We start from the raw sequence: 25,177 nt of genomic DNA, 5'->3' as shown, positions 1-25,177 counted from the left end.
CGCCGCTGTGCTGACCGTTCACACCGCGGACGCGGTCTGGCCGGGGCCCGGCCGGGCGGTCGTCCGCGGCGGTGCGGTGGTGGTCGACGGCGCGACGGTCGCCGCCCTAGGACCGTACGAGCGGGTGGTCGCCGATCACCCCCGCGCCCGGATCCGGCGCTGGCCCGGGCTGCTGACGCCGGGCCTGGTCCACCGCGGGGCCGGGCGCCTGCTGGAGGCGGTCTACCACCCGGACCCCCGGGAGGCGGACGAGCTGGGCAGGGAGCCGGTGCCCGATGCGGCGCTCGCCGCCGCGCGGCCGGGCGCGAGCGCTCGCCGCGGCATCCAGCGGATGCTGGCGCACGGGACGACGGCGGTGGCGGGGAAGTTCGCGACGCCGGAGGTGCGGACGGCTCTCGCTCGCGCCGGGATGGTCGCGGTGGGTGGTCCGGTCGCTGACGCCTCGCTCGCACCCTCACTCGATCCGCTGGCGGGCGGCGCGTGCGACGAGCTCTTCGCCGGGGTCCTCGCGCCCGGCGTGTGCGCGGACTTCGCGGTGTTCGCCGTGGAGGCGGAGGCCGCCCTCGCGGGCGAGGGCCGCGTGGTCGGTCCGTGGGAGGCGCTCGCCGCGCACGGGGCCGGATCCTGTGTCGCCACGGTCCTGGGGGGCCGTCTGGTCCATAGGGCCCGATAGGCCAGAATGGGCGCGTGACCCGAGCCTCCCTGGACAAGCAGCCGCACGAAGTCGCCGCGATGTTCGACGACGTGGCGGCCAAGTACGACCTCACGAACGACGTGCTGTCCCTGGGCCAGGCCCGGCTCTGGCGCAGGGCGGTCGCGCAGGCCGTCGGCGCCCGCCCGGCGGAGCGGATCCTGGACCTCGCCGCGGGCACGGCCACCTCATCGCAGCCATTCGCCGACGCGGGCGCGTACGTCGTCCCCTGCGACTTCTCGCTGGGCATGCTGCGCGAGGGCAAGCAGCGCCACCCGCACATGCCGTTCACGGCCGGGGACGCCACGCGGCTGCCCTTCCGCGACGACACCTTCGACGCCGTCACCATCTCCTTCGGGCTGCGCAACGTGCAGGACACGGATGCCGTGCTGCGCGAGCTGCTGCGGGTGACGCGGCCGGGCGGCCGGGTGGTGATCTGCGAGTTCAGCCACCCCACATGGGCGCCGTTCCGCACGGTCTACACCGAGTACCTGATGCGTGCCGTGCCGCCGGTCGCCACCGCGGTCAGCAGCAGCCCCGACGCGTACGTCTATCTCGCCGAGTCGATCCGCGCCTGGCCGGACCAGCCCGCGCTGGCGGCGCGGATGCAGAAGGCCGGCTGGTCGAAGGTCGCCTGGCGCAACCTGACGGGCGGCATCGTCGCCCTGCACCGCGCCCGCAAGACGCCGTAGCGGGGCGGACTGCGGGCAGGAGGCGGGCGGGAGCCCTCGTACGGCGCGCGGTCCTCGTGCGGGCTGCTGCCACCACCTCGGCGGGGCCTAGCGGCCCACCGGCAGCCCCCGCGGTTCCTTGATCCGCTTCATCACGATCTGCGAGTTGACCTCCGTCACGCCCGGCAGCGTCGTGATCCGCTCGATCCACAGCCGCTCGTACGCGTCGATGTCGGCGACGGCGATCCGCAGCAGACAGCCGGGGCTGCCGAAGAGCCGGTACGCCTCGACGACATCGGGCAGCTCGCGCAGAGCGTCCTCGAACGCCTCCACCGTCTCCCGGTCCCGCCGTACCTCCACCGAGACCAGTACCTCGAAGCCGCGGCCGACCGAGCCCGGGTCGATCACGGCCCGGTAGCCGCGGATCACGCCGTCCTCCTCGAGCTGCCGTACGCGGCGCAGGCACGGCGAGGGGGTCAGGCCCACGCGCTGGGCCAGTTCCTGGTTGGTCAGGCGGCCGTCCCGCTGCAGCTCGCGCAAGATACTGTGATCAATAGCGTCCATGCCAGCAATTATCTGCCACAGCTGGACCAGGCTCTGTGAAATTCCGCCATCCTATTGCCCATACAAGTCCCTATTCTTGCTCGAAAGCGATCGGGGGGCGGATTCAGCGCGGAAACGCACTGGGGATACGCACTGGGAAAGAAGGTGAGCTGGGCATGCGAAGGATCGTCGTGGTGACCACCGGCGGGACGATCGCCAGCCGCTGGCAGGGCAACGGCTACGCGGCCGACGCGGCCGGGCGGGACGTCCTCGCCGTGGCGGCGGTGCCCGAAGGCGTCGAGACCGAGATCGTCGACCTGTTCACCGTCAACAGCCCCCGGCTGACGACAGCCCACCAGCTCGCTCTGCTCCGCGCCGTGCACGACGTGCTGGAGGACTCCTCTGTCGACGGCGTCGTCGTCACCCACGGCACCGACACCCTGGAGGAGTCGGCCTTCCTGGTCGACCTCCATCACCACGACCGCCGCCCGGTCGTCTTCACCGGAGCCCAGCGCCCCCTGGAAGCCGTCGACGGCGACGCCTCCGGCAACCTCTACGACGCCCTGCTGACCGCCGCGAACGTCCAGGACGTCGGCACCCTCACGGTCTTCGCCGGCCGGATGCACGCAGCCCGCGGCACCATGAAGACCCAGACCGTCGCCTCCGATGCGTTCGCCGACCCCTCCAACGAGCCCGTGGGCAAGGTCGGTTTCGGCCGCGTGCACGTCCTGCGCCGCCCCGACCGCTCCGAGCCGCTCCCGCTGCCGTCCGTGGACACGGAGATGCCGCGCGTGGACATGGTCATGCACCACGCGGACGCCGACCCGCTGCTGCTGGAGGCCGCCGTGGAGGCCGGGGCGCGGGGCATCGTCCTCGTCGCGGCGGGTGCGGGCAATGCCACCCCGGAGTTCGCCGCCGAGGTCGAGCGCGCCGTCGCCCGCGGTGTCCTCGTCGCGCTGACGACGCGGGTCCCGGCCGGTCCAGTCACCCCGATCTACGCGGGCGGCGGCGGCGCCGTCGACCTCATCGCGGCCGGTGCCGTACCGACCGGCACACTCCGCGCCGGCCAGGCCCGGATCGCCCTGCTCTCCGCACTGATGGCCGCCGAGAAGCCGGCCGAGCAGGCCGACCTCCTGCGTCGTATCGCGGAACCGGACCCCGCCGTCCTCACTGCCCGGGCGTCCTGACCGCAACTCCCGACTCCGGACGGCCCGTCGCGTCGCTGAAGACCGCGACCGGCCGTCCGGGCCTCACCGTCCGGGCCTTGCCGTCCGGGCCTTGCCGTCCGGGCCTTGCCGTCCGGGCCTCAGCGTCCGGGCCTCAGCGTCCGGGCCTCAGCGTCCGGGCCTCAGCGTCCGGGCCTCAGCGTCCGGGCCTCAGCGTCCGGGCCTCACCGCGGCCGCGGGACCACCGGCACGCGCGGGACCACCGGCGGGCGGGCGAAGCGCGCGTTCTAAACTGCGACCGTCCGCCGTCTTTCCGCCGAGTGCACCAGGAGTGCCGACGTGCCCGACACCGCTCGCAGCGAGCGCAGCGCCGATGTGATCGTCGTGGGAGCCGGGCCCGCCGGCTCCACCACCGCCTACTACCTGGCCAAGGCCGGACTCGACGTCCTGCTGCTGGAGAAGACGGCGTTCCCCCGCGAGAAGGTCTGCGGCGACGGCCTGACGCCGCGGGCCACCAAGCAGCTCGTCTCCATGGGCATCGACATCTCCGAAGAGGCGGGCTGGCTGCGCAACAAGGGCCTGCGCATCATCGGCGGCGGCGTCCGTCTCCAGCTCGACTGGCCGGAGCTGGCCTCGTACCCGGACTACGGACTCGTCCGCAAACGCGACGACTTCGACGAGCAGTTGGCCCGCCAGGCGCAGAAGGCCGGCGCGCGGCTGCACGAGCGGTGCAACGTCGGCGCCCCGGTCGTCGATCCGCGTACGGGCCGTATCACCGGCGTCGAAGCGAAGCTCGGCGAGGAGAAGACGCCGGTCACCTTCCACGCGCCGCTCGTCGTCGCCGCCGACGGCAACTCCACCCGGCTGTCCCTGGCGATGGGCCTGCACCGGCGCGAGGACCGCCCCATGGGCGTGGCCGTACGGACGTACTTCACCTCGCCCCGCCACGACGACGACTACCTCGAGTCCTGGCTGGAGTTGTGGGACCGGCGAGGGGGCCAGGAGCGGCTGCTGCCCGGCTACGGCTGGATCTTCGGCATGGGCGACGGCACCTCGAACGTCGGCCTCGGCGTCCTCAACACGTCCGAGGCGTTCAGGGAACTGGACTGGCGTGAGGTGCTCAAGGCCTGGTGCGCCTCGATGCCCGAGGACTGGGGCTACACCCCGGACAACATGACGGGCCCGATCCGCGGCGCCGCCCTTCCGATGGCCTTCAACCGCCAACCGCACTACACCAAGGGGCTGTTGCTCGTCGGCGATGCGGGCGGGCTGGTCAACCCGTTCAACGGCGAGGGCATCGCCTATGCGATGGAATCCGGCCAGATCGCGGCCGACGTCATCGTCCAGGGGCATGCGCGCGCGACCGCGCGACAGCGCGAACTGGCCCTGCACGCCTACCCGAAGATCCTCAAGGACACCTACGGCGGCTACTACACGCTCGGCCGCGCCTTCGTGAAGCTCATCGGCAATCCGAAGGTCATGAAGATCGCCGCCGAGCGCGGGCTCACGCATCCGCTGCTGATGAGGTTCACGCTCAAGATGCTCGCCAACCTCACCGACCCGAGGGGCGGCGACGCGATGGACCGCATCATCAACGGACTGAGCAAGGTGGCTCCGAAGGCCTGAGCGCGCGGCCGGAAGGGGCCTGGAGGGCCCCGTACGACGCAAAGGGCCGCCGCTCCCGGGAGAGGGAGCGGCGGCCCTTCATGTGCGCGCGGAGGGCCCGCGGTGGCCCTTCAGGCTCAGAGCACGCGGCGCGCCGAGGTCGGGGGGTAGTCGCTGAGCTTCTGCTTCACGACGCCCTTGCCGGGGTTGGCGGCGTCGATGTACATGGCCTCGCCGTTCTCCTCGCCCGCGTAGACCGCCACGTGGTACGCGCTGCCCGTACCGCCCCAGAAGAGCAGGTCGCCCTTCTTGAGGTTGTCCAGGGACACCGGCGTGCCCGTGGTCGACTGGTCCTGCGAGACGCGGGGCAGGTCGACGCCCACGGTCTTGAAGGCGGCCTGGGTGAGGCCCGAGCAGTCGTACGCCGACGGCCCGCTGGCACCGAGCACATACGCCTTGCCGAGCTGTGCCTCGAGGAAGTTCATGACCGTGTCCACGCTGCCGCTGGCGGAGGAGGTGCTGAGCGTGGTGCGCTCGGCGGCGCGGGAGGCGCGCTCACGGGCCTCCGTGGCCTTCTTGGCCTTGGCGCGCGCCTCGGCTTTCCGCTCGGCCTGCTGCTTCGCCTTCTTCGCGGCCTTGCGGGCGGAGTCCGCGGCGCGCTGGCGCATGTCCTGCAGATCGGCCCGCTGCTGGTAGTCGAGGGCGGCCTGCTCGGTCGCCGCGGAGGACCGCGCGGCGACGTCGGTGAGGACGTCGTTCACGGCGGGGATCTCCGCGGTCGTCTCGCCGGCGGGCTCGGCCGCGATCGCGGACCCCGATCCTGCCGTCACGGCGATGGTGCTGAGGACGCCGCCGGCAACGCGCGCGCGTACCCACGTGGTGGTGGTGCGCGGTTTCCGGCGGCTTCGTATGTGAGCGGTGTGGGACATGCGTACACGGCTACCAGGGAGCTATGGGTTCCTTCAAGAAACGTGTGATGCGCCACACTTGTCGAGTACGCGGCGAGAATCGTTTGTTACCGATCTTGGTGCACTGATTCCACTCCGAAGGGATCAGCTCCGGTCAGAGCCATGATCACGGGTTTTCGATGATTCGCCCGAATTGCTCGCCGCTTACCACCACACGCGGTCAGTGGCCAAGAAACACATTCTGTAGCCCGCCGGTAGAGTGAGATGGCTCACGGTTTGGCGACGAATTGAACACGGGTCTCCCGCAAGTGAATGTGTGCACGCACCGGCGATCATGGCCGGTTTTCGAGCCGTCACCCGGAGCCCGCTCCGCGGCCCCCGCCCCCCGCGTCCGGGGTTCAACTATCAGGCCGGGAGATCCATTGCGAATTTGCATGGACAGCGAGGCTTTGCTAAATGCGCACCGCCCTGACCAGCGGTAAGGCCATCCAATGTCACATCTCGTGGTCGGCCGGACGCTTCGCGTATGAAGATCACCGCTGATCCGACTTCATGATCGTTCGTCAGGTGGTGGAGATCACAAAGGCCTTGTGCAACCCCGTGTCGCAGATCACAGACTGGGGGGCATAGGATGCATTCGACTCGGGCTTGTGAACTGCCTCACATATGCACGATCTTCGTCCCGGCAGAGCGCACGTCCGGTCGCGGTCCGCAGTCATCGTCGACTGGAAGGAGCGAGGAGCGTGAACGCCTATGCGCCCATCCTCGTGCTAGGCGCCCTCGGGGCAGGCTTCGCGATCTTCTCCGTGGTCATGGCCAGTCTCGTCGGCCCGAAGCGGTTCAACCGGGCCAAGCTCGAGGCGTACGAGTGCGGCATCGAGCCGACCCCGCATCCCGCCGGCGGCGGGCGCTTCCCGATCAAGTACTACCTGACGGCGATGCTCTTCATCGTCTTCGACATCGAGATCGTCTTCCTCTATCCCTGGGCCGTCACCTTCGACGCGCTGGGGCTGTTCGGGCTCGTCGAGATGATCCTCTTCGTGCTCACGGTCTTCGTCGCCTACGCCTACGTGTGGCGGCGCGGCGGCCTGGAATGGGACTAGGGGGCTAGGGGCCAACCATGGGTATCGAAGAGAAACTGCCGAGCGGCTTTCTGCTGACCACCGTCGAGCAGGCAGCCGGCTGGGTGCGCAAGTCCTCGGTCTTCCCGGCCACGTTCGGCCTGGCGTGCTGCGCCATCGAGATGATGACGACGGGTGCCGGCCGCTACGACCTCGCGCGCTTCGGCATGGAGGTCTTCCGCGGATCGCCGCGCCAGGCGGACCTGATGATCGTGGCGGGCCGGGTGAGCCAGAAGATGGCGCCGGTGCTGCGGCAGGTCTACGACCAGATGCCGAACCCCAAGTGGGTCATCTCCATGGGCGTCTGCGCCTCCTCCGGCGGGATGTTCAACAACTACGCGATCGTGCAGGGCGTCGACCATGTCGTGCCGGTGGACATCTACCTTCCCGGCTGCCCGCCCCGCCCCGAGATGCTGCTGGACGCGATCCTCAAGCTCCACCAGAAGATCCAGGGCGAGAAGCTCGGCGTGAACCGCGAACAGGCCGCCCGCGAAGCGGAGGAGGCCGCCTTGAAGGCCCTTCCGACGATCGAGATGAAGGGGCTGCTCCGGTGAGCGAGGAGAACGGGGTCAACCCCGACAAGGACCTGAACGCCCAGAACCTGCCCGGCCAGCGCGGTGACCACGGCGAGGTCATCGACGTACGCCGCGGCATGTTCGGCGGGAGTACCGGTGGCGACACCTCCGGCTACGGCGGGCTCGTCCGGTCCGTTCGGCTGCCCGGCGCGTCCAACCGCCCGTACGGAGGCTGGTTCGACGAGGTCGCCGACGAGCTCGAGGGCGCTCTGGAGGAGCAGGATCTGCTTCCGGAGAACGCGATCGAGAAGACCGTCGTCGACCGCGATGAACTCACCTTCCACATCGCCCGCGAGCATCTCGTCCAGGTGGCGACGACGCTCCGTGACGACCCGGCCCTGCGCTTCGAACTGTGCACCGGCGTCAGCGGAGTTCACTTCCCCGGCGACAAGGGCCGCGAGCTGCACGCCGTCTACCACCTGCGCTCGATCACCCACAACCGGCTGATCCGGCTGGAGGTCGGCTGCCCCGACGCCGACCCGCACATCCCGTCGATCGTCCCGGTCTATCCGACCAACGACTGGCACGAGCGCGAGACGTACGACTTCTTCGGCATCGTCTTCGACGGCCACCCGGCGCTGACGCGGATCATGATGCCGGACGACTGGCAGGGCTTCCCGCAGCGCAGGGACTACCCGCTCGGCGGCATCCCCGTCGAGTACAAGGGCGCCCAGATCCCGGCTCCCGACCAGCGGAGGTCGTACACCTGATGTCCACGTCGCATGCCAACCCGTCACCCGGCCGCCTCCCCTCGTCGGAGCCCTCCGGGCCGCACCCGTCGGATGCGCGCGAGACCACGGAAGGCACCGTCTACACAGTCACCGGAGGTGACTGGGACGAGGTCGCGGCCGCCGCGGCCAAGGCCGACGACGAGCGCATCGTCGTCAACATGGGCCCCCAGCACCCGTCCACGCACGGTGTGCTCCGGCTGATCCTGGAGATCGACGGCGAGACGGTCACCGAGGCCCGCTGCGGAATCGGCTATCTCCACACCGGGATCGAGAAGAACCTCGAGTACCGGACGTGGACCCAGGGCACCACGTTCGTGACGCGCATGGACTACCTCACCTCGTTCTACAACGAGACGGGGTACTGCCTGGCCGTGGAGAAGCTGCTCGGCATCGAGGACGACATCCCCGACCGGGCCACCCTGATCCGGGTGCTCCTCATGGAGCTCAACCGTCTCTCCTCGCACTTGGTGTGCATCGCCACCGGCGGCATGGAGCTCGGTGCCACCACGGTCATGATCTACGGGTTCCGGGACCGCGAAATGATCCTGGACCTCTACGAGTTGATCACCGGCCTGCGGATGAACCACGCGTACATCCGTCCCGGCGGCCTCGCCCAGGACCTGCCGCCCGGCGCGGTCGACGCCGTGCGCGAGTTCATCAAGACGATGCGGAAGAACCTCCCGGAGTACGACAAGCTCGCCACCGGGAACCCGATCTTCAAGGGCCGCATGCAGGGCGTCGGGTACCTCGACCTCGCGGGCTGCATGGCCCTCGGCGCCACAGGACCGATTCTGCGCTCCACCGGCCTCCCGCACGACCTCCGCAAGACCCAGCCCTACTGCGGCTACGAGACCTTCGACTTCGAGGTCCCGACCGCCGACACCTGCGACGCGTACGGCCGCTTCCTCATCCGCCTCGAGGAGATGCGGCAGTCGCTGCGGATCGTCGAGCAGTGCCTGGACCGGCTGGAGCCGGGCCCGGTGATGGTCGGCGACAAGAAGATCGCCTGGCCCGCACAGCTCGCGCTCGGGCCCGACGGCCTGGGCAACTCGCTCGACCACATCAAGAAGATCATGGGCACCTCGATGGAGGCCCTGATCCACCACTTCAAGCTGGTCACCGAAGGCTTCCGGGTCCCGCCCGGCCAGGCGTACGCGGCCGTGGAGTCGCCCAAGGGCGAGCTGGGTGTGCACGCGGTCAGCGACGGCGGCACCCGCCCGTACCGGGTCCACTTCCGCGACCCCTCGTTCACCAACCTGCAGGCCATGGCGGCGATGTGCGAAGGCGGCCAGGTCGCCGACGTCATCGTCGCGGTGGCGTCCATCGACCCCGTGATGGGAGGCGTCGACCGGTGACAGGCAACGCAGCCAACCCCGAGGTGCACCTGGGGATGCCGCAGCTCCCGGCCCCCGACTACCCGGCCGACGTCCGGGCGCGGCTGGAGGCCGACGCGCGCGAGGTGATCGCCCGCTACCCCGACAGCCGGTCCGCGCTGCTGCCGCTGCTGCACCTGGTGCAGTCGGAGGAGGGGTACGTCTCCCGCACCGGTATCCGGTTCTGCGCCGAGATGCTGGACCTCACCACCGCCGAGGTCACCGCGGTCTCCACCTTCTACACGATGTACCGGCGCAAGCCGTCGGGCGACTACCAGGTCGGCGTCTGCACCAACACCCTCTGCGCGGTGATGGGCGGCGACGCCATCTTCGACGAGTTGAAGCAGCACCTGGGCGTCGGCAACGGCGAGACCACCGAGGACGGCAAGGTCACGCTGGAGCACATCGAGTGCAACGCGGCCTGCGACTTCGCGCCCGTGGTGATGGTCAACTGGGAGTTCTTCGACAACCAGACGCCCGACTCCGCACGGCAGTTGGTGGACGACCTGCGGGCCGGCCGCGAGGTCGAGCCCACCCGCGGCGCGCCCCTGTGCACGTACCAGCAGACGGCCCGGATCCTCGCCGGCTTCCCGGACGAGCGGGCGGGAGCGGTCGAGGCGACCGGCGGCGCGGGCCACGCCTCGCTCGCCGGGCTGCGGCTCGCCAAGGGCGAGACCGGTCCCGGCCGGGTCGTCTCCCCGCGCTCGGCCGGATACCCCGCGGACGAGCCGCCCGCGACCCACCCGAGCTCGCACGACGCACCCCACAAGACCTCCGCCTCGGATCCGAAGCACCCCTCAGGCCCGGTGACCGAGGAAGGTGAGGAGTGATGACCGTGTCAACCGAACAAGGCGGCACCTCCCGGCCCGAGGCCGGAGGGGAGACCAGCCCCGAGAAGCTGCTCGTGCCCGTGCTGTCGGCGTTCTGGGACCAGCCGGACTCCTGGACTCTGGACACCTACCGGCGCTACGACGGCTACCAGGGACTGCGCAAGGCCCTGGAGATGGCCCCGGACGACGTCATCGCCCTGGTCAAGGACTCCGGCCTGCGAGGCCGCGGGGGCGCGGGCTTCCCCACCGGCATGAAGTGGCAGTTCATCCCGCAGGGCGACGACAAGCCGCACTACCTCGTCGTCAACGCCGACGAGTCCGAGCCCGGCACCTGCAAGGACATCCCCCTCCTCTTCGCCAATCCGCACTCGCTCATCGAGGGCATGGTGATCGCCTGCCATGCCATTCGCTCCAGCCACGCCTTCATCTACCTGCGCGGCGAGACGGTGCCCGTGCTCCGCCGGCTGCACCACGCGGTCTCCGAGGCGTACGAGGCCGGATACCTCGGCAAGGACATCATGGGCAGCGGCTTCGACCTGGACATCACCGTCCACGCGGGCGCGGGCGCGTACATCTGCGGCGAGGAGACGGCGCTGCTCGACTCGCTCGAGGGCCGCCGCGGCCAGCCCCGGCTGCGGCCCCCCTTCCCCGCGGTCGCCGGTCTCTACGCCTGCCCCACCGTGGTGAACAACGTCGAGTCCATCGCGTCGGTTCCCGCGATCCTGCACAAGGGCAAGGACTGGTTCCGCTCCATGGGCAGCGAGAAGTCCCCGGGCTTCACGCTCTACTCCCTCTCGGGACACGTCGCGGGACCCGGCCAGTACGAGGCACCGCTCGGCATCACGCTGCGCCAGCTCCTCGACATGAGCGGAGGCATGAGGCCCGGCCACCGGCTGAAGTTCTGGACGCCCGGCGGCTCCTCGACCCCGCTGCTCACCGACGAGCACCTCGACGTACCGCTGGACTATGAGGCCGTGGGCGCGGCCGGTTCGATGCTCGGAACCAAGGCGTTGCAGTGCTTCGACGAGACCACCTGTGTGGTGCGGGCCGTGACCCGCTGGACGGAGTTCTACGCCCACGAGTCCTGCGGCAAGTGCACACCGTGCCGCGAAGGCACGTACTGGCTGGTGCAGTTGCTCCGCGACATCGAGGCCGGCAAGGGCCGCATGGAGGACCTCGACAAGCTGAACGACATCGCCGACAACATCAACGGCAAGTCCTTCTGCGCCCTCGGTGACGGTGCCGCCAGCCCGATCTTCTCCTCCCTGAAGTACTTCCGCGAGGAGTACGAGCAGCACATCACCGGCCGCGGCTGCCCCTTCGACCCCGCCAGGTCGACGCTGTGGGCCGACGACCACAAGACCGCCACCACCAAGGGGGTGCACGGGTAAATGACCGTGCTGCGTTCATCGAGCGGCTCCGCCGGCGTGGCCAACGCCCCCTCCGGAGGCGGGGAGGCGGCGGTGCCGCCGGAGGACCTGGTGTCCCTCACCATCGACGGCATCGAGCTCTCCGTCCCGAAGGGGACCCTCGTGATCCGGGCGGCAGAGCTGCTCGGCATCGAGATCCCGCGCTTCTGCGACCACCCGCTTCTCGACCCCGTCGGTGCCTGCCGCCAGTGCATCGTCGAGGTCGAGGGCCAGCGCAAGCCCATGGCGTCCTGCACGATCACGTGTACGGACGGGATGGTGGTGAAGACCCAACTCACCTCGCCCGTGGCCGACAAGGCCCAGCGCGGCGTGATGGAGCTGCTGCTCATCAACCACCCGCTCGACTGCCCCGTCTGCGACAAGGGCGGCGAGTGCCCCCTGCAGAACCAGGCGATGAGCGCCGGGCAGGCCGACACCCGCTTCGAGGGCAAGAAGCGGACGTTCGAGAAGCCTGTGCCGATCTCGGCGCAGGTGCTGCTGGACCGCGAGCGGTGCGTGCTGTGCGCGCGCTGCACCCGCTTCTCCAACCAGATCGCCGGCGACCCGATGATCGAGCTGCTCGAACGCGGCGCGCTCCAGCAGGTCGGCACCGGCGAGGGCGACCCCTTCGAGTCGTACTTCTCCGGCAACACCATCCAGATCTGCCCGGTGGGTGCGCTCACCTCCAAGGCATACCGGTTCCGCTCCCGCCCCTTCGACCTCGTCTCCTCGCCGAGCATGTGCGAGCACTGCGCGGGCGGCTGCGCGACGCGCACCGACCACCGGCGCGGCAAGGTCATGCGGCGCCTCGCCGCCGACGACCCCGAGGTCAACGAGGAGTGGATCTGCGACAAGGGACGCTTCGGCTTCCGCTACGCGCAGGGCACCGACCGGCTGACCACACCGCTCGTCCGCAACGCCGACGGTGAACTGGAGCCGGCGAGCTGGCCCGACGCCCTGGAGGTCGCGGCCCGGGGGCTGGGCGAGGCCAAGGGCCGTACCGGCGTGCTGACCGGCGGCCGGCTCACCGTCGAGGACGCCTACGCGTACGCCAAGTTCGCCCGCGTCGCCCTCGACACCAACGACATCGACTTCCGCGCCCGCGTGCACAGCGCGGAGGAGGCCGACTTCCTCGCCGCGTACGTGGCCGGGCGCGGACGTGATCTCGACGGAGCGGGTGCAACGTACAGCGCGCTGGAGAAGGCCCCGGCCGTGCTGCTCGTCGGGTTCGAGTCCGAGGAGGAGGCGCCGGGCGTCTTCCTGCGGCTGCGCAAGGCCAACCGCAAGCACGGCCAGCGCACCTTCGCCATCGCCCCGTACGCAACCCGCGGGCTGACCAAGGCGGGCGGCGCGCTGCTCCCGGCCGCTCCTGGTACCGAGACCGCGTGGCTGGACGCCATCGCGGGCGCCTCGGGACTGGACGGGGAAGGCGAGCAGGCAGCCGAGGCGCTGCGCACCGAGGGTGCGATGATCATCGTCGGCGAGCGGCTGGCGGGCATCCCGGGCGGGCTCACCTCGGCCGTCGGCGCGGCCTCCGCGACCGGCGCGAAGCTGGTGTGGATTCCGCGCCGCGCAGGCGAGCGCGGGGCGATCGAGGCCGGGGCACTGCCCGGGCTGCTGCCCGGCGGTCGCCCGGCGACCGACCCGCGGGCCCGCGAGGAGACCGCGGCCGCCTGGGGCGTCGGCGGCCTGCCGCACCGCCACGGCCGCGATACCTCCCAGATCATCGAGGCCGCCATCGGCGGCGAACTGGCCGCGCTGCTCGTCGCGGGTGTCGAGGTCGCCGACCTGCCCGACCCGGACCGCGCGGTCAAGGCGCTGGACGAGGCCAGGTTCGTGGTCAGCCTCGAACAGCGGCCGAGCGAGGTCACGGAGAGGGCGGACGTGGTACTGCCGGTCGCCGCCGTCGCCGAGAAGGACGGCACCTTCCTCAACTGGGAGGGCCGTGCACGGCTGTTCGAGGCCGCGCTCAAGCCGGACCTGATGGTCCAGCGCCACCGGATGACCGACGCCGCCGTGCTCACCATGCTCGCCGACGCCATGGACGAGCACCTCGGCCTGCCGGACGTACTCACCGTACGCCGCGAGATGGAGCGGCTCGGCACCTGGACCGGACCGCACGCCGCCGGTCCCGCGCAGCAGCCGGAGATGCTGCCCCGTCCCGCGGAGGGCGAGGCCGTCCTCGCCGGTCACCGGCTCCTGCTCGACCAAGGCCGCCTGCAGACCGGCGACGAGGCACTGGCAGCCACCCGGCACGCCGCCGTGGCCCGCCTCTCGGCCGCCACGGCCGAGGAGGCCGGAGTGGCCGACGGAGCGATGCTGCGGGTCTCCGGGCCGGCGGGGTCCGTGGAACTCCCGCTCCAGGTGACGCCGATGCCCGACCGGGTGGTCTGGTTGCCGCTCAACTCGACGGGCGGCGGCGCGTACCGGGACCTCGGGGCCGTGCCCGGCCGGCTGGTGAAGATCGCCGCGGCTCCGACGGAGGTGGACGCATGATCCAGACGCTGGCAGCCGAAGACCTGTCGATGTTCGGCCACGACCCGTGGTGGCTGGTCGTCATCAAGGCGGTCTTCTGCTTCGCCTTCCTCATGGTGACGGTGCTCATCTCCATCGTCTGGGAGCGCAAGGTCGTCGCCTGGATGCAGCGCCGCATCGGCCCCAACCGCCACGGCCCCTGGGGCATGCTCCAGTCCCTGGCGGACGGCATCAAGCTGATGCTCAAGGAGGACCTGGTCGTCAAGCGCGCCGACAAGGTCGTCTACGTCCTGGCGCCGGTCGTCGCGGCGATCCCCGCCTTCATGGCGATCGCGGTGATCCCCTTCGGCCCCGCCGGGAACGAGATCTCGATCTTCGGCCAGCGCACCGCGATGCAGCTCACCGACCTGCCGATCGCGATCCTCTACATCCTCGCGGTCGCGTCCGTCGGCTTCTACGGCATCGTGCTCGCCGGCTGGTCCTCGGGCTCGACGTACCCGCTGCTCGGAGGTCTGCGGTCGGCGGCCCAGCTCATCTCGTACGAGATCGCGATGGGCCTGTCGTTCGCGGCGGTCTTCCTCTACTCCGGGTCGATGTCCACCTCGACGATCGTTGCGGAGCAGCACGACCGCTGGTTCGCGGTCCTGCTCCCGGTCTCGTTCCTGGTCTACATCGTGTCGATGGTGGGTGAGACGAACCGCCTGCCCTTCGACATGCCGGAGTCCGAGGGCGACCTCGTCGGCGGCTTCAACACCGAGTACTCCTCGATCAAGTTCGCGATGTTCATGCTCGCCGAGTACGTCAACATGGTCACCGTCTCGGCGGTCGCGACCACGCTGTTCCTCGGCGGCTGGATGGCCCCGTACCCGATCAGCGCGTTCTGGGAGGGCGCGAACCACGGCTGGTGGCCGATGCTCTGGTTCACCGTCAAGGTCCAGTTGCTGCTGTTCTTCTTCATCTGGATCCGCGGCTCGCTCCCGCGTGTGCGCTACGACCAGTTGATGAAGCTGGGGTGGAAGGTCCTCATCCCGGTCTCGATGGTCTGGGTCATGCTCGTGGCCACCGTGCGCGCACTGCGCAACGAGAACGTGGACTACCAGGAGATCGTGCTGTACGTCGGCGGAGGCGTCCTCGCGCTGCTCCTGCTGTCGTTCGTCGTGGACGTCTTCCGCGAGCGCGGTGCGAAGGCGGCCGAGACCGGGGCCGGTCCTGAGCCGGCGTTCGATCCGATGGCCGGAGGCTTCCCGGTTCCCCCGCTGCCCGGACAGACCCTCCCACCCGTTCCGCGCCGACGGCCGCGTGAGACGCGTGAGTTGATTGTCAGTGGCGGAGTCGATACTGACCGTGACGGAAAGGAGGCCGACGGTGCCTGACTTCCAGAACCCGGTGGCCGGCTTCGGCGTGACCTTCAAGGCCATGTTCACGAAGCGGCTGACCGAGCAGTACCCGGAGGAGAAGAAGCCGACCGCGCCACGCTTCCACGGCCGGCACCAGCTCAACCGCCATCCGGACGGGCTCGAGAAGTGCATCGGCTGCGAGCTCTGCGCCTGGGCCTGCCCGGCCGACGCGATCTACGTGGAGGGCGCGGACAACACCGAGGAGGAGCGCTACTCCCCGGGCGAGCGCTACGGCCGCGTCTACCAGATCAACTATCTGCGCTGCATCCTGTGCGGCCTCTGCGTCGAGGCGTGCCCCACCCGCGCGCTGACCATGACCAATGAATACGAACTCGCCGACCGGACCCGCGAATCGCTCATCTACACCAAGGAGGAGCTGCTCGCGGGGCTGGAGGAGGGCATGGTCGACTCGCCGCACGCGATCTTCCCCGGCATGACCGAGAAGGACTACTACCGCGGTCTGGTCACCGAGGCCGCGCCCGGTACGGAGCGCCAGGTCGCGGTGTCCAAGGGCGAGAAGCCCCAGGAGGCCGCCTCCACCACCGGGGAGAACGAGCCTGCCGCCCCGAATCCGGCGGTGCAGAAGGGGGCGGACGCATGAACGCGCTGGCCGCCTACTCCACTTCCACCGGCGAGGCCGTCCAGTTCTGGGTGCTGAGCACGGTGGCCGTCATCGGCGCGCTGTGCACGATCCTGATGAAGAAGGCCGTGCACAGCGCACTGTGCCTGGCCGGCACCATGATCGTCCTGGCGGTGTTCTACCTCGCGAACGGCGCGTACTTCCTCGGCGTCGTGCAGATCGTTGTCTACACCGGCGCGGTCATGATGCTGTTCCTCTTCGTCGTCATGCTGGTCGGCGTCACCGCGTCCGACTCGCTCAAGGAGACGCTGAAGGGGCAGCGCTGGCTGGCGGCGCTCTGCGGCCTGGGCTTCGGAATCCTGCTGGTCGCCGGTATCGCCAACGCCTCGCTTGGCGACTTCAGCGGTCTGGGCGAGGCCAACTCCGGTGGAAATGTGGAGGGGTTGGCGGCGCTCGTCTTCACCAAGTACGTCTTCGCCTTCGAGATCACCGGCGCCCTGCTGATCACGGCGGCCGTCGGAGCGATGGTGCTCACCCACCGCGAGCGCACCGAGCGCGCCGCGACCCAGCGCGAGCAGGCCGAGGCCCGCGTCCGCGCCGGCAAGCAGGTGCCGCCGCTGCCCGCGCCGGGTGTCTACGCCCGGCACAACGCCGTCGACATCCCCGGACTGCTGCCCGACGGCACGGTCTCCGACCTCACCGTCAGCGACACGCTGCGGGCCCGGGGCCAGATCCGCGATGTGTCGGGCCAGGCACTGGCCGACCTCGCGGCGCTGGAGCAGCGCGCCGAGGCGCGGCTGGGCCGGCTCGAGCGAGCCGAGGAGGCAGGCAAGTGAACCCGGTCAACTACCTCTACCTGGCAGCTCTGCTGTTCAGCATCGGCGCGGCCGGCGTGCTGCTCAGGCGGAACGCGATCGTGGTCTTCATGTGCGTCGAGCTGATGCTGAACGCCTGCAACCTGGCGTTCGTCACCTTCTCGCGGATGCACGGCAACCTCGACGGCCAGATCATCGCGTTCTTCACGATGGTCGTCGCCGCGGCCGAGGTCGTGGTCGGCCTGGCGATCATCGTGATGATCTTCCGCTCCCGCCATTCGGCCTCGGTCGACGACGCCAGCCTGATGAAGCTGTAAGGGGTCGCAACAGTGGACAACCTCATCGGACTGCTCATCGCGGCCCCGCTGCTCGGCGCGGCCGTACTGCTGTGCGGCGGGCGGCGACTCGACCGTATCGGCCACTGGATCGGCTGCGTACTCGCCTCGGCGTCCTTCGTGATGGCCGCGGTGCTCTTCTTCCACATGCTGGGGCTGGGAGGTGAGGAACGGACCATCCGGGAGCACCTGTTCAGCTGGATCCCGGTAGGCGGCTTCCAGGCCGACGTGGCTTTCCAGCTCGACCAGCTCTCCATGACCTTCGTCCTGCTGATCAGCGGAGTGGGCTCGCTCATCCACTTCTACTCCGTCGGCTACATGGAGCACGACGAGCGCCGCCGCCGCTTCTTCGGCTACCTCAACCTCTTCCTCGCGGCGATGCTCCTGCTGGTGCTCGCCGACAACTACCTGCTGCTGTACGTCGGATGGGAGGGCGTGGGCCTCGCCTCGTACCTGCTCATCGGCTTCTGGCAGCACAAGCCCAGCGCGGCGACGGCGGCCAAGAAGGCCTTCATCGTCAACCGCGTAGGCGACATGGGCCTGTCGATCGCGATCATGATCATGTTCGTGACCTTCGGGACCTTTGCCTTCCGGCCCGTGCTGGACTCGGTCGGCGAGACGGGCGAGGGAACGCTCACCGCGATCGGGCTCCTGCTGCTCCTCGGAGCCTGCGGCAAGTCCGCCCAGGTGCCGCTCCAGTCCTGGCTCGGTGACGCGATGGAGGGCCCGACCCCGGTCTCGGCCCTCATCCACGCCGCCACCATGGTGACCGCGGGCGTGTACCTCATCACCCGGTCCGGGGCGATCTTCAACGCGGCACCGGACGCGCAGATCGCGGTGGTCACGGTCGGCGCGGTCACGCTGCTCTTCGGTGCGATCGTCGGTTGCGCCAAGGACGACATCAAGAAGGCCCTGGCGGGTTCGACGATGTCCCAGATCGGCTACATGATCCTCGCCGCCGGCCTCGGACCCATCGGCTATGTCTTCGCGATCATGCACCTGGTCACCCACGGCTTCTTCAAGGCCGGGCTCTTCCTCGGCGCCGGTTCGGTCATGCACGGCATGAACGACGAGGTGGACATGCGGAAGTACGGGGCCCTGAGGAAGTACATGCCGATCACTTTCGTCACCTTCGGGCTCGGCTATCTGGCGATCATCGGCTTCCCGGGTCTGTCCGGCTTCTTCTCCAAGGACAAGATCATCGAGGCGGCGTTCGCCAAGGGCGGTACGGAAGGCTGGATCCTCGGGGGAGCGGCCCTGCTGGGCGCGGCCATCACCGCGTACTACATGACGCGCGTGATGGTGATGACGTTCTTCGGCGAGAAGCGGTGGCAGCCGGACGCCCAGGGCAATGAGCCGCACCCGCACGAGTCGCCGAAGTCGATGACCATCCCCATGATCATCCTCGCCTTCGGATCGGTCTTCGCGGGCGGTCTGTTCAGCATCAACGAAGCGTTTGTGAAGTGGCTCGAACCCGTCACCCAGTTCGAGCACGGACACTCGCCGCTGAGCGCGGCCACCGTCACCACGGCGACGGTCGTCGTGATGCTGCTCGGCGTCGGCCTCGGCTGGGCGCAGTACGGTCGCCGGCCCGTGCCGGTCACGGCGCCCCGCGGTTCGCTGCTGACCCGGGCCGCCCGCCGCGATCTGCTGCAGGACGACTTCAACCACGTCGTCCTGGTCAAACCCGGCGAGTATCTGACGCGCGGCCTGGTCTATCTCGACCACAGCGTCGTCGACGGGGTGGTGAACGGCACGGCGGCCTCGGTCGGCGGCCTGTCGGGCCGGATGCGCAAGGTGCAGAACGGCTTCGCCCGCACGTATGCGGTCTCGATGTTCGGCGGTGCGGCGGTGCTCGTCGCCGCCACCCTGCTGATGAGGGCGGTCTGATCGATGTCATTTCCCCTGCTGACGCTCACGGCCGCGGTGCCCGCCATCGGCGCCGTCGCCACGGCGGCCGCGCCCGCCGCGAAGCGCACCGCCGCGAAGTGGCTCGCGCTGGCCTTCTCGCTCGCCACGCTCGTGCTGGCGGCAGTCGTCCTCGTACGGTTCGAACCGGGCGACGCCCGCTACCAGTTGACCGAATCCCACGCCTGGATCGCGGACTTCGGGGTCAGGTACGAGCTGGGTGTGGACGGCATCGGGGTGTCCCTCGTCGCCCTGACGGCCCTGCTCATCCCCTTCATCATCCTGGCGGGCTGGCATGACGCCGACCCCCTGGAGGAGAAGGCGCCCAACCGCAGGTGGCGGCCGACCCAGGGCTTCTTCGCGCTGATCCTGATGGTCGAGGCGATGGTGATCCTCTCCTTCGAGGCCACCGATGTCTTCCTCTTCTACATCTTCTTCGAAGCCATGCTCATCCCGATGTACTTCCTCATCGGCGGCTTCGGGGACCGGGCGGGCGCCCACGGCGAGGACGAGGCGAGCAAGCAGCGCAGTTACGCCGCGGTGAAGTTCCTCCTCTACAACCTCGCCGGCGGACTGATCATGCTGGCCGCCGTCATCGGGCTCTTCGCCATCACCGCCGACGACCTCGGCCAGGGCACCTTCTCCCTCCAGGAGATCGTCCAGGCGCGGGCGAACGGCGACCTCACCATGGCGACGTCCACCGAGCGGTGGCTGTTCCTGGGCTTCTTCTTCGCGTTCGCGGTGAAGGCGCCGCTCTGGCCGCTCCACACCTGGCTGCCGAACGCGATGGGGGAGTCCACCGCGCCCGTCGCCGTCCTCATCACGGCAGTCGTCGACAAAGTCGGCACCTTCGCGATGCTCCGCTTCTGCCTCCAGCTCTTCCCGGAGGCGTCGAAGTGGGCCACGCCGGCGATCATCGCCCTCGCGCTGGTCAGCATCGTCTACGGTGCGCTGCTCGCGGTCGGCCAGCGGGACATCAAGCGCCTGGTCGCCTATGCGTCGATCTCCCACTTCGGCTTCATCATCCTGGGCATCTTCGCCATGACCAGCCAGGGCCAGGGCGGGGCGACGCTCTACATGGTCAACCACGGGATCTCGACCGCGGCGCTGATGCTGGTCGCGGGCTTCCTGATCTCCCGCCGTGGCTCGCGCCTGATCGCCGACTACGGCGGGGTGCAGAAAGTGGCTCCGGTCCTCGCGGGCACCTTCCTGATCGGCGGTCTGGCCACCCTGTCGCTGCCGGGGCTCGCGCCGTTCGTCAGTGAATTCCTGGTTCTGGTCGGCACGTTCAGCCGCTATCCGGCGGCGGGCATCATCGCGACCTTCGGCATCGTGCTGGCCGCGCTCTACGTCCTGGTGCTCTACCAGCGCACCATGACAGGGCCGGTCAAGGAGGACGTCCGGAGCATGCCCGACCTCAAGGTCCGTGAACTGGCGGTCGTCGCCCCGTTGATCGCACTGCTGATCTTCCTGGGCGTCTACCCGAAGCCGGTCACGGACATCGTCAACCCGGCGGTCGACCACACGCTCTCCGTGGTGGACGAGCACGACCCCAAGCCTGATGTTCCGGTACGAGACGTGGAGGCCGCGAAGTGATCGCCGTGGCAGACGCAAGCGTTGTCCACAGCCTGTGGACAACGGCGGCAGAGGCCCCCCAGAAGATCCCGGGCCCCAAGATCGAGTACGGGCAGCTCGCCCCGACCCTCATCGTGCTCGGTGCCGCGATCGTCGGCGTGCTCGTCGAGGCCTTCCTGCCGCGCCGCAGCCGCTACTACACGCAGCTCATGGTGTCGCTGGTCGGTCTCGCCGCCGCCTTCGCGGCGGTCGTCGGCCTGGCAGCCGGCGGCTTCGCCGGCACCAAGTCGCGGATCTCCGCCATGGGCGCGGTCGCGGTGGACGGCCCCGCCCTCTTCCTGCAGGGCACGATCCTGCTGGTGTCCCTGGTCGCGGTCTTCACCTTTGGCGAACGGCGGCTGGAATCCTCGGCGCACGGTGGGGGTGCTTCCGGCGAAGCCAGGAGGAAGGCCGACTCCTTCGCCGCGTCGGCCGCCGCCACACCGGGCGGACCGGCCGAACAGGCCGCGGTGAAGGCCGGGTTCACCACCACCGAGGTGTTCCCGATGCTGCTCTTCGCGGTCGGCGGCATGCTGGTCTTCCCCGCCGCGAACGATCTGCTGACCCTCTTCGTCGCCCTCGAGGTCTTCTCGCTCCCGCTGTACGTCCTGTGCGCGCTGGCCCGCCGCCAACGGCTGCTGTCGCAGGAGTCGGCAATGAAGTACTTCCTGCTAGGCGCCTTCTCGTCGGCGTTCCTGCTCTTCGGTATCGCGCTGCTCTACGGCTACGCGGGCACCGTCACGTACGCCGGAATCGCCGACGTCGTGGACGGCACCGTGCGGGACATCACCCCGGCCCTCGCCGGGACCATGGGCAATGACGTGCTGCTGCTCATCGGCGGTGCCATGGTGCTGATGGGTCTGCTCTTCAAGGTCGGCGCCGTGCCGTTCCACATGTGGACGCCGGACGTCTACCAGGGCGCCCCGACGCCGGTCACCGGCTTCATGGCGGCAGCGACGAAGGTCGCCGCGTTCGGCGCGCTGCTCCGCCTGCTGTACGTCGTACTGCCCGGCATGCGCTGGGACTGGCGGCCGGTGATGTGGGGCATCGCCATCATCACCATGCTGGTCGGCGCGATCGTGGCGGTCACCCAGACCGATGTGAAGCGCCTCCTCGCCTACTCCTCGATCGCCCACGCGGGCTTCATCCTGGCCGGTGTCATCGCGGCCACCCCTGACGGTGTCTCGTCGGTGCTGTTCTACCTGGCTGCGTACTCCTTCGTGACGCTCGGCGCCTTCGCCGTGGTCACGCTGGTGCGCGACGCGGGCGGCGAGGCCACACACCTGTCCAAGTGGGCCGGGCTCGGGCGCCGTTCGCCCCTGGTGGCGGCGGTCTTCGCGATCTTCCTGCTGGCCTTCGCCGGTATCCCGCTGACCTCTGGCTTCTCCGGCAAGTTCGCCGTCTTCAAGGCGGCGGCCGAGGGCGGCGCCGGGGCGTTGGTCGTCGTCGGTGTCATTTCGTCGGCGATCGCGGCATTCTTCTACATCCGGGTCATCGTGCTGATGTTCTTCAGTGAGCCGAAGCCGGAAGGCCCCACGGTCGCCGTGCCCAGCCCGCTCACGATGGCGGCGATCGGAATCGGCGTGGCAGTGACGGTCGTGCTTGGGGTCGCGCCGCAGTACTTCCTGGATCTGGCGGGTCAGGCCGGTGTGTTCGTGAGGTAGCAACTCACCGCGCGCGCCTCGCCCGTACGTCTGCGGTGCCCCGGAGCCGAACCGGCTCCGGGGCACCGCCCGTCCGGTACTCCACCGGGCGGGGCCGTCGTCCATCCGATGAATCAAAGTCCTCTCCGGGCGGGGCGACCGAGTGACGCGCCGTGGAGGACATTTCTCCGCATCGCGGGTCGCTGGCTGTTCGTTCACTGTCGGATGCCAGGGTTGCGTCCGTGAACCTCCCACCGTCACAGCCCAGTTACGGCCTCCCGGTTGTCCCCACCGGCCGCGTCACCCAGGTCGTCGCACATCGCGGGGCCTCCCACGATCACCCCGAACACACCCTCGCCGCCTACGAGCAGGCCATCGAGGACGGCGCCGACGCGCTGGAGTGCGATGTGCGGCTGACGCGCGACGCGCGGCTGGTGTGCGTCCACGACCGGCGGGTGAACCGCACGTCCGACGGCCGCGGCGCCGTGTCCGCCCTGACCCTGGACGAGCTGGACCGCTTCGACTTCGGCTCCTGGAAGGGCGGCGGCGCCGAGTCCTCGCGGATCCTCGCCTTCGACGAACTGCTGGCACTGGCGACGTCCGCGTCCCGCCCCGTGGGGGTCGCCGTCGAGACCAAGCACCCCACCCGCTGGGCCGGGCACGTCGAGCACGAACTCGTACGGCAGTTGCGGCTGTTCGGGCTGCACCGGGCCCGGCCCGGCGAGCCTCCGAGGGTACGGCTGATGAGCTTCTCGCGGACCGCCCTGCGACGGTTGGCGGCCCTGGTGCCCGAGCTGCCGCGGGTCCTGCTCACCGAGCGGCGGCCGCTGCCGGGCCGGGCAGCGGCCCTGCCGCCCGGCGTCCGGATCGCCGGCCCCGGCATTGAGCTCGTACGGGCCAGGCCCGATCTCGTACGGCGCCTGCGGGAGGCGGGTCACGGGGTGCACGTGTGGACGGTGGACGAACCGGAGGACGTGGAGCTGTGTCTGGAGCTCGGCGTGGAGACGCTGATCACCAACCGCCCGCGCCAGGTCCTGGAGCAGATCGGCAATCGCTGAACCGGCTCCCTCGCCGCCGTTGGCGTCCCGGCCGTGCCGCGCGCCCGCAGGCGCCCACCTGCCGCCCTCTCTGCGCAGGTGGGCGGAGCCCGGAGACCGGAGCGAGGGAACTGTCAGACCGCTCGGGCCGCCGCGGGCAGCACGCGGCCGGACACCTCGCCGAGGCCGATGCGGCTGCCGTCCGCGCCCGGGGCCCATGCCGTCAGCGTCACCTCGTCCCCGTCCTCCAGGAACGTCCGCTTGCCGTCCGGCAGCTCCACCGGGTCGCGACCGGACCACGTCAGCTCCAGCAGGCACCCGCGCTGCTCAGCCTCGGGGCCGGAGACCGTCCCGGAGGCGAAAAGGTCACCCGTGCGCAGCGAGGCACCGTTGACCGTCATATGGGCGAGCTGCTGGGCAGCCGTCCAGTACATGGTCGAGAAGGGCGGTTCCGAGACCGGATGCCCATTGATCGAGACCGTGATCCGGATGTCCAGCCCGCCCGGTTCCAGATCCGCGTCGTCCAGGTAGGGCAACAGCGCGTGATCGCGGGCCGGAGGCGCCGTACGGGCCGCGTCCAGGGCCTCCAGCGGGGTGACCCACGCGGAGACGGACGTGGCGAAGGACTTCCCGAGGAAGGGCCCCAACGGCACGTACTCCCATGCCTGGATGTCGCGCGCCGACCAGTCGTTGAGCAGGCAGACGCCGAAGACGTGGTCGCGGTAGGCGGTCTGCGGGACCGGCTCGCCGAGCGGCGACGGCGTGCCGACGACGAAGCCGACCTCCGCCTCGATGTCCAGGCGCAGCGAGGGCCCGAAGGAGGGCGCCGGGTCGGAGGGCGCCTTGCGCTGGCCGCAGGGCCGTACGACGGGGGTGCCCGAGACCACGACGGTGCCGGCCCGGCCGTGGTAGCCGATGGGCAGGTGCTTCCAGTTCGGGGTGAGCGGCTCGCCGTCGGGCCGGAAGATGCGGCCGACGTTGGTGGCGTGGTGCTCGCTGGCGTAGAAGTCGACGTAGTCGGCGACCTCGAAGGGGAGGTGCAGGGTGACGTCGGTCAGGGGGTGCAGGAACGGCTCGATCGCCGGGTAGCCGAGCCAGGTGCGGATGTCGGCGCGCACGGCCCGCCAGACGGGTCGGCCCGCGGCCATGAGGGCGCCCAGGGTGGGGTGGGCGAGCAGGTCCGAGTGCGGGGAGCCCAGCGCCGTGGCCGCCGTGTGGACGTCCAGGACGTGGTCGCCGTAGCGCACTCCGATGCGGCGCCTGCCGGGCTCGTCCGCCGTGCTGAAGACGCCGTACGGGAGGTTGCCCAGACCGAAGAGGTCACCTTCGGGAGGATTGAGCGGGCTCCGCTCGGGCTGCTCGTGCTGCTCGGGCATGGATCGGTGCCTCGCCTTCCTGTCCGCCGGGTGGCCGGGCCCACAGGTTACGGCCTGGCGGCGGGCCATGGGCCGATAGGCAGTGAATCACCAATGCACATCACATGCTGGGAAAAAGCAGTGCTGGCGCGGGAAGTTCCGCACAGGCCCGGCGGGTACGGCACGCGCCCGCGGGGGTCCGCACGCGCCGGGCCGGTGCCGGGTCCGTGCCGACTCGGCACCGACACTCCGACGTGGCTCCGGCTCCGGCTCCCGCTCCCGCTCGGGCTCGGGGTCCGGCTCGGGCTCGGGGTCCGGCTCGGGCTCGGGGTCCGGCTCGGGCTCGGGGTCCGGCTCGGGCTCGGGGTCCGGCTCGGGCTCGGGGTCCGGCTCGA

At 70.0% G+C, this 25,177-nt stretch carries 22 protein-coding genes and 1 pseudogene; 19 read left to right on the top strand and 4 right to left on the bottom strand.

What is annotated here, in order from left to right; translation table 11 throughout:
• Window positions 1-7 precede the first annotated feature (7 nt).
• Window positions 8-673: a hypothetical protein gene (locus tag AB0M26_RS19040; RefSeq protein WP_365262293.1), complete on the top strand. Its 666-nt coding sequence runs from the start codon at window positions 8-10 to the stop codon at window positions 671-673.
• 14 nt (window positions 674-687) lie between these two features.
• Window positions 688-1,383 carry a demethylmenaquinone methyltransferase gene (locus AB0M26_RS19035; protein ID WP_365262290.1) on the top strand — a complete coding sequence of 232 codons (696 nt, stop codon included), beginning with the start codon at window positions 688-690 and terminating at the stop codon, window positions 1,381-1,383.
• Between the two features lie 87 nt (window positions 1,384-1,470).
• Here AB0M26_RS19035 and AB0M26_RS19030 read toward each other — a convergent pair whose 3' ends face one another.
• A complete protein-coding gene (locus AB0M26_RS19030; protein ID WP_365262287.1) occupies window positions 1,471-1,926 on the bottom strand; it encodes an Lrp/AsnC family transcriptional regulator in 456 nt (151 codons plus the stop codon).
• A gap of 155 nt (window positions 1,927-2,081) precedes the next feature.
• On the opposite strand from AB0M26_RS19030, the gene AB0M26_RS19025 reads away from it, so the two are divergent.
• The gene (locus tag AB0M26_RS19025; protein WP_365262285.1) at window positions 2,082-3,092 is read left to right on the top strand and encodes an asparaginase; all 1,011 of its coding nucleotides are present in this window, start codon (window positions 2,082-2,084) and stop codon (window positions 3,090-3,092) included.
• Window positions 3,093-3,410: 318 nt separating this feature from the next.
• Complete coding sequence (locus AB0M26_RS19020; protein ID WP_365262282.1) at window positions 3,411-4,697, top strand: geranylgeranyl reductase family protein; 1,287 nt, start codon at window positions 3,411-3,413, stop codon at window positions 4,695-4,697.
• Between the two features lie 116 nt (window positions 4,698-4,813).
• Here the strand turns inward: AB0M26_RS19020 and AB0M26_RS19015 are convergent, their stop codons facing one another.
• Window positions 4,814-5,605 (bottom strand): NlpC/P60 family protein, encoded by a 792-nt coding sequence (locus tag AB0M26_RS19015; protein ID WP_365262279.1) that lies wholly within the window; start codon window positions 5,603-5,605, stop codon window positions 4,814-4,816.
• A gap of 722 nt (window positions 5,606-6,327) precedes the next feature.
• Between AB0M26_RS19015 and AB0M26_RS19010 the strand changes: the two genes are divergently transcribed.
• From AB0M26_RS19010 to AB0M26_RS18940, 15 genes are all read left to right on the top strand, one after another.
• Complete coding sequence (locus AB0M26_RS19010; protein ID WP_365262276.1) at window positions 6,328-6,687, top strand: NADH-quinone oxidoreductase subunit A; 360 nt, start codon at window positions 6,328-6,330, stop codon at window positions 6,685-6,687.
• Between the two features lie 17 nt (window positions 6,688-6,704).
• A complete protein-coding gene (locus tag AB0M26_RS19005) occupies window positions 6,705-7,259 on the top strand; it encodes an NADH-quinone oxidoreductase subunit B family protein (protein ID WP_365262273.1) in 555 nt (184 codons plus the stop codon).
• Window positions 7,256-7,990, top strand: a complete 735-nt coding sequence (locus AB0M26_RS19000; RefSeq protein ID WP_365262270.1) for an NADH-quinone oxidoreductase subunit C — start codon at window positions 7,256-7,258, stop codon at window positions 7,988-7,990. The genes AB0M26_RS19005 and AB0M26_RS19000 overlap by 4 nt, the downstream gene beginning before the upstream one ends.
• Window positions 7,990-9,366 carry an NADH-quinone oxidoreductase subunit D gene (locus AB0M26_RS18995; protein WP_365262267.1) on the top strand — a complete coding sequence of 459 codons (1,377 nt, stop codon included), beginning with the start codon at window positions 7,990-7,992 and terminating at the stop codon, window positions 9,364-9,366. The genes AB0M26_RS19000 and AB0M26_RS18995 overlap by 1 nt, the downstream gene beginning before the upstream one ends.
• A 35-nt stretch (window positions 9,367-9,401) precedes the next feature.
• Window positions 9,402-10,214, top strand: a complete 813-nt coding sequence (gene nuoE / locus AB0M26_RS18990) for an NADH-quinone oxidoreductase subunit NuoE (RefSeq protein WP_365262418.1) — start codon at window positions 9,402-9,404, stop codon at window positions 10,212-10,214.
• Complete coding sequence (gene nuoF, locus AB0M26_RS18985) at window positions 10,214-11,605, top strand: NADH-quinone oxidoreductase subunit NuoF (RefSeq protein WP_365262264.1); 1,392 nt, start codon at window positions 10,214-10,216, stop codon at window positions 11,603-11,605. The genes nuoE and nuoF overlap by 1 nt, the downstream gene beginning before the upstream one ends.
• Window positions 11,606-14,119 carry an NADH-quinone oxidoreductase subunit G gene (locus tag AB0M26_RS18980; protein ID WP_365262261.1) on the top strand — a complete coding sequence of 838 codons (2,514 nt, stop codon included), beginning with the start codon at window positions 11,606-11,608 and terminating at the stop codon, window positions 14,117-14,119. It begins immediately after the preceding gene.
• A complete protein-coding gene (gene nuoH / locus AB0M26_RS18975) occupies window positions 14,116-15,471 on the top strand; it encodes an NADH-quinone oxidoreductase subunit NuoH (RefSeq protein WP_365262258.1) in 1,356 nt (451 codons plus the stop codon). Before AB0M26_RS18980 ends, nuoH begins: the two co-directional genes overlap by 4 nt.
• Window positions 15,464-16,096 (top strand): NADH-quinone oxidoreductase subunit NuoI, encoded by a 633-nt coding sequence (nuoI, locus tag AB0M26_RS18970; RefSeq protein ID WP_365262255.1) that lies wholly within the window; start codon window positions 15,464-15,466, stop codon window positions 16,094-16,096. Before nuoH ends, nuoI begins: the two co-directional genes overlap by 8 nt.
• Entirely contained in the window at window positions 16,093-16,911 is an 819-nt protein-coding gene (locus tag AB0M26_RS18965) for an NADH-quinone oxidoreductase subunit J (RefSeq protein WP_365262252.1), read from the top strand. Before nuoI ends, AB0M26_RS18965 begins: the two co-directional genes overlap by 4 nt.
• A complete protein-coding gene (nuoK, locus tag AB0M26_RS18960) occupies window positions 16,908-17,207 on the top strand; it encodes an NADH-quinone oxidoreductase subunit NuoK (protein ID WP_365262249.1) in 300 nt (99 codons plus the stop codon). The genes AB0M26_RS18965 and nuoK overlap by 4 nt, the downstream gene beginning before the upstream one ends.
• 12 nt (window positions 17,208-17,219) lie before the next feature.
• A complete protein-coding gene (gene nuoL / locus AB0M26_RS18955; RefSeq protein ID WP_365262246.1) occupies window positions 17,220-19,115 on the top strand; it encodes an NADH-quinone oxidoreductase subunit L in 1,896 nt (631 codons plus the stop codon).
• Window positions 19,116-19,118: 3 nt separating this feature from the next.
• Complete coding sequence (locus AB0M26_RS18950; protein WP_365262242.1) at window positions 19,119-20,729, top strand: NADH-quinone oxidoreductase subunit M; 1,611 nt, start codon at window positions 19,119-19,121, stop codon at window positions 20,727-20,729.
• Window positions 20,730-20,734: 5 nt separating this feature from the next.
• On the top strand, window positions 20,735-22,411 hold the full coding sequence (nuoN, locus tag AB0M26_RS18945; protein WP_365262239.1) for an NADH-quinone oxidoreductase subunit NuoN: 1,677 nt from the start codon (window positions 20,735-20,737) through the stop codon (window positions 22,409-22,411).
• Between the two features lie 221 nt (window positions 22,412-22,632).
• On the top strand, window positions 22,633-23,448 hold the full coding sequence (locus AB0M26_RS18940) for a glycerophosphodiester phosphodiesterase (RefSeq protein WP_365262236.1): 816 nt from the start codon (window positions 22,633-22,635) through the stop codon (window positions 23,446-23,448).
• 113 nt (window positions 23,449-23,561) lie between these two features.
• Here the strand turns inward: AB0M26_RS18940 and fahA are convergent, their stop codons facing one another.
• Entirely contained in the window at window positions 23,562-24,803 is a 1,242-nt protein-coding gene (gene fahA / locus AB0M26_RS18935; RefSeq protein ID WP_365262233.1) for a fumarylacetoacetase, read from the bottom strand.
• 87 nt (window positions 24,804-24,890) lie between these two features.
• A pseudogene (locus AB0M26_RS18930) lies at window positions 24,891-25,177 on the bottom strand (hypothetical protein); the annotation flags it as partial.

The sequence above is a fragment of the Streptomyces sp. NPDC051776 genome (assembly GCF_040681345.1).
GTDB lineage: Bacteria > Actinomycetota > Actinomycetes > Streptomycetales > Streptomycetaceae > Streptomyces.
This window is presented reverse-complemented; position numbering and strand designations above follow the sequence as displayed.

Bases quoted from the DNA above. Each gene is read 5' to 3' on its own strand.
- fahA (WP_365262233.1), bottom strand. From the start codon at position 24,803: ATGCCCGAGCAGCACGAGCAGCCCGAGCGGAGCCCGCTCAATCCTCCC.
- nuoH (WP_365262258.1), top strand. From the start codon at position 14,116: ATGATCCAGACGCTGGCAGCCGAAGACCTGTCGATGTTCGGCCACGAC.
- AB0M26_RS18950 (WP_365262242.1), top strand. From the start codon at position 19,119: ATGTCATTTCCCCTGCTGACGCTCACGGCCGCGGTGCCCGCCATCGGC.
- nuoF (WP_365262264.1), top strand. From the start codon at position 10,214: ATGACCGTGTCAACCGAACAAGGCGGCACCTCCCGGCCCGAGGCCGGA.
- AB0M26_RS19025 (WP_365262285.1), top strand. From the start codon at position 2,082: ATGCGAAGGATCGTCGTGGTGACCACCGGCGGGACGATCGCCAGCCGC.
- AB0M26_RS18980 (WP_365262261.1), top strand. From the start codon at position 11,606: ATGACCGTGCTGCGTTCATCGAGCGGCTCCGCCGGCGTGGCCAACGCC.
- AB0M26_RS19030 (WP_365262287.1), bottom strand. From the start codon at position 1,926: ATGGACGCTATTGATCACAGTATCTTGCGCGAGCTGCAGCGGGACGGC.
- AB0M26_RS19005 (WP_365262273.1), top strand. From the start codon at position 6,705: ATGGGTATCGAAGAGAAACTGCCGAGCGGCTTTCTGCTGACCACCGTC.
- AB0M26_RS19015 (WP_365262279.1), bottom strand. From the start codon at position 5,605: ATGTCCCACACCGCTCACATACGAAGCCGCCGGAAACCGCGCACCACC.
- AB0M26_RS18965 (WP_365262252.1), top strand. From the start codon at position 16,093: ATGAACGCGCTGGCCGCCTACTCCACTTCCACCGGCGAGGCCGTCCAG.
- AB0M26_RS18995 (WP_365262267.1), top strand. From the start codon at position 7,990: ATGTCCACGTCGCATGCCAACCCGTCACCCGGCCGCCTCCCCTCGTCG.
- nuoE (WP_365262418.1), top strand. From the start codon at position 9,402: ATGCCGCAGCTCCCGGCCCCCGACTACCCGGCCGACGTCCGGGCGCGG.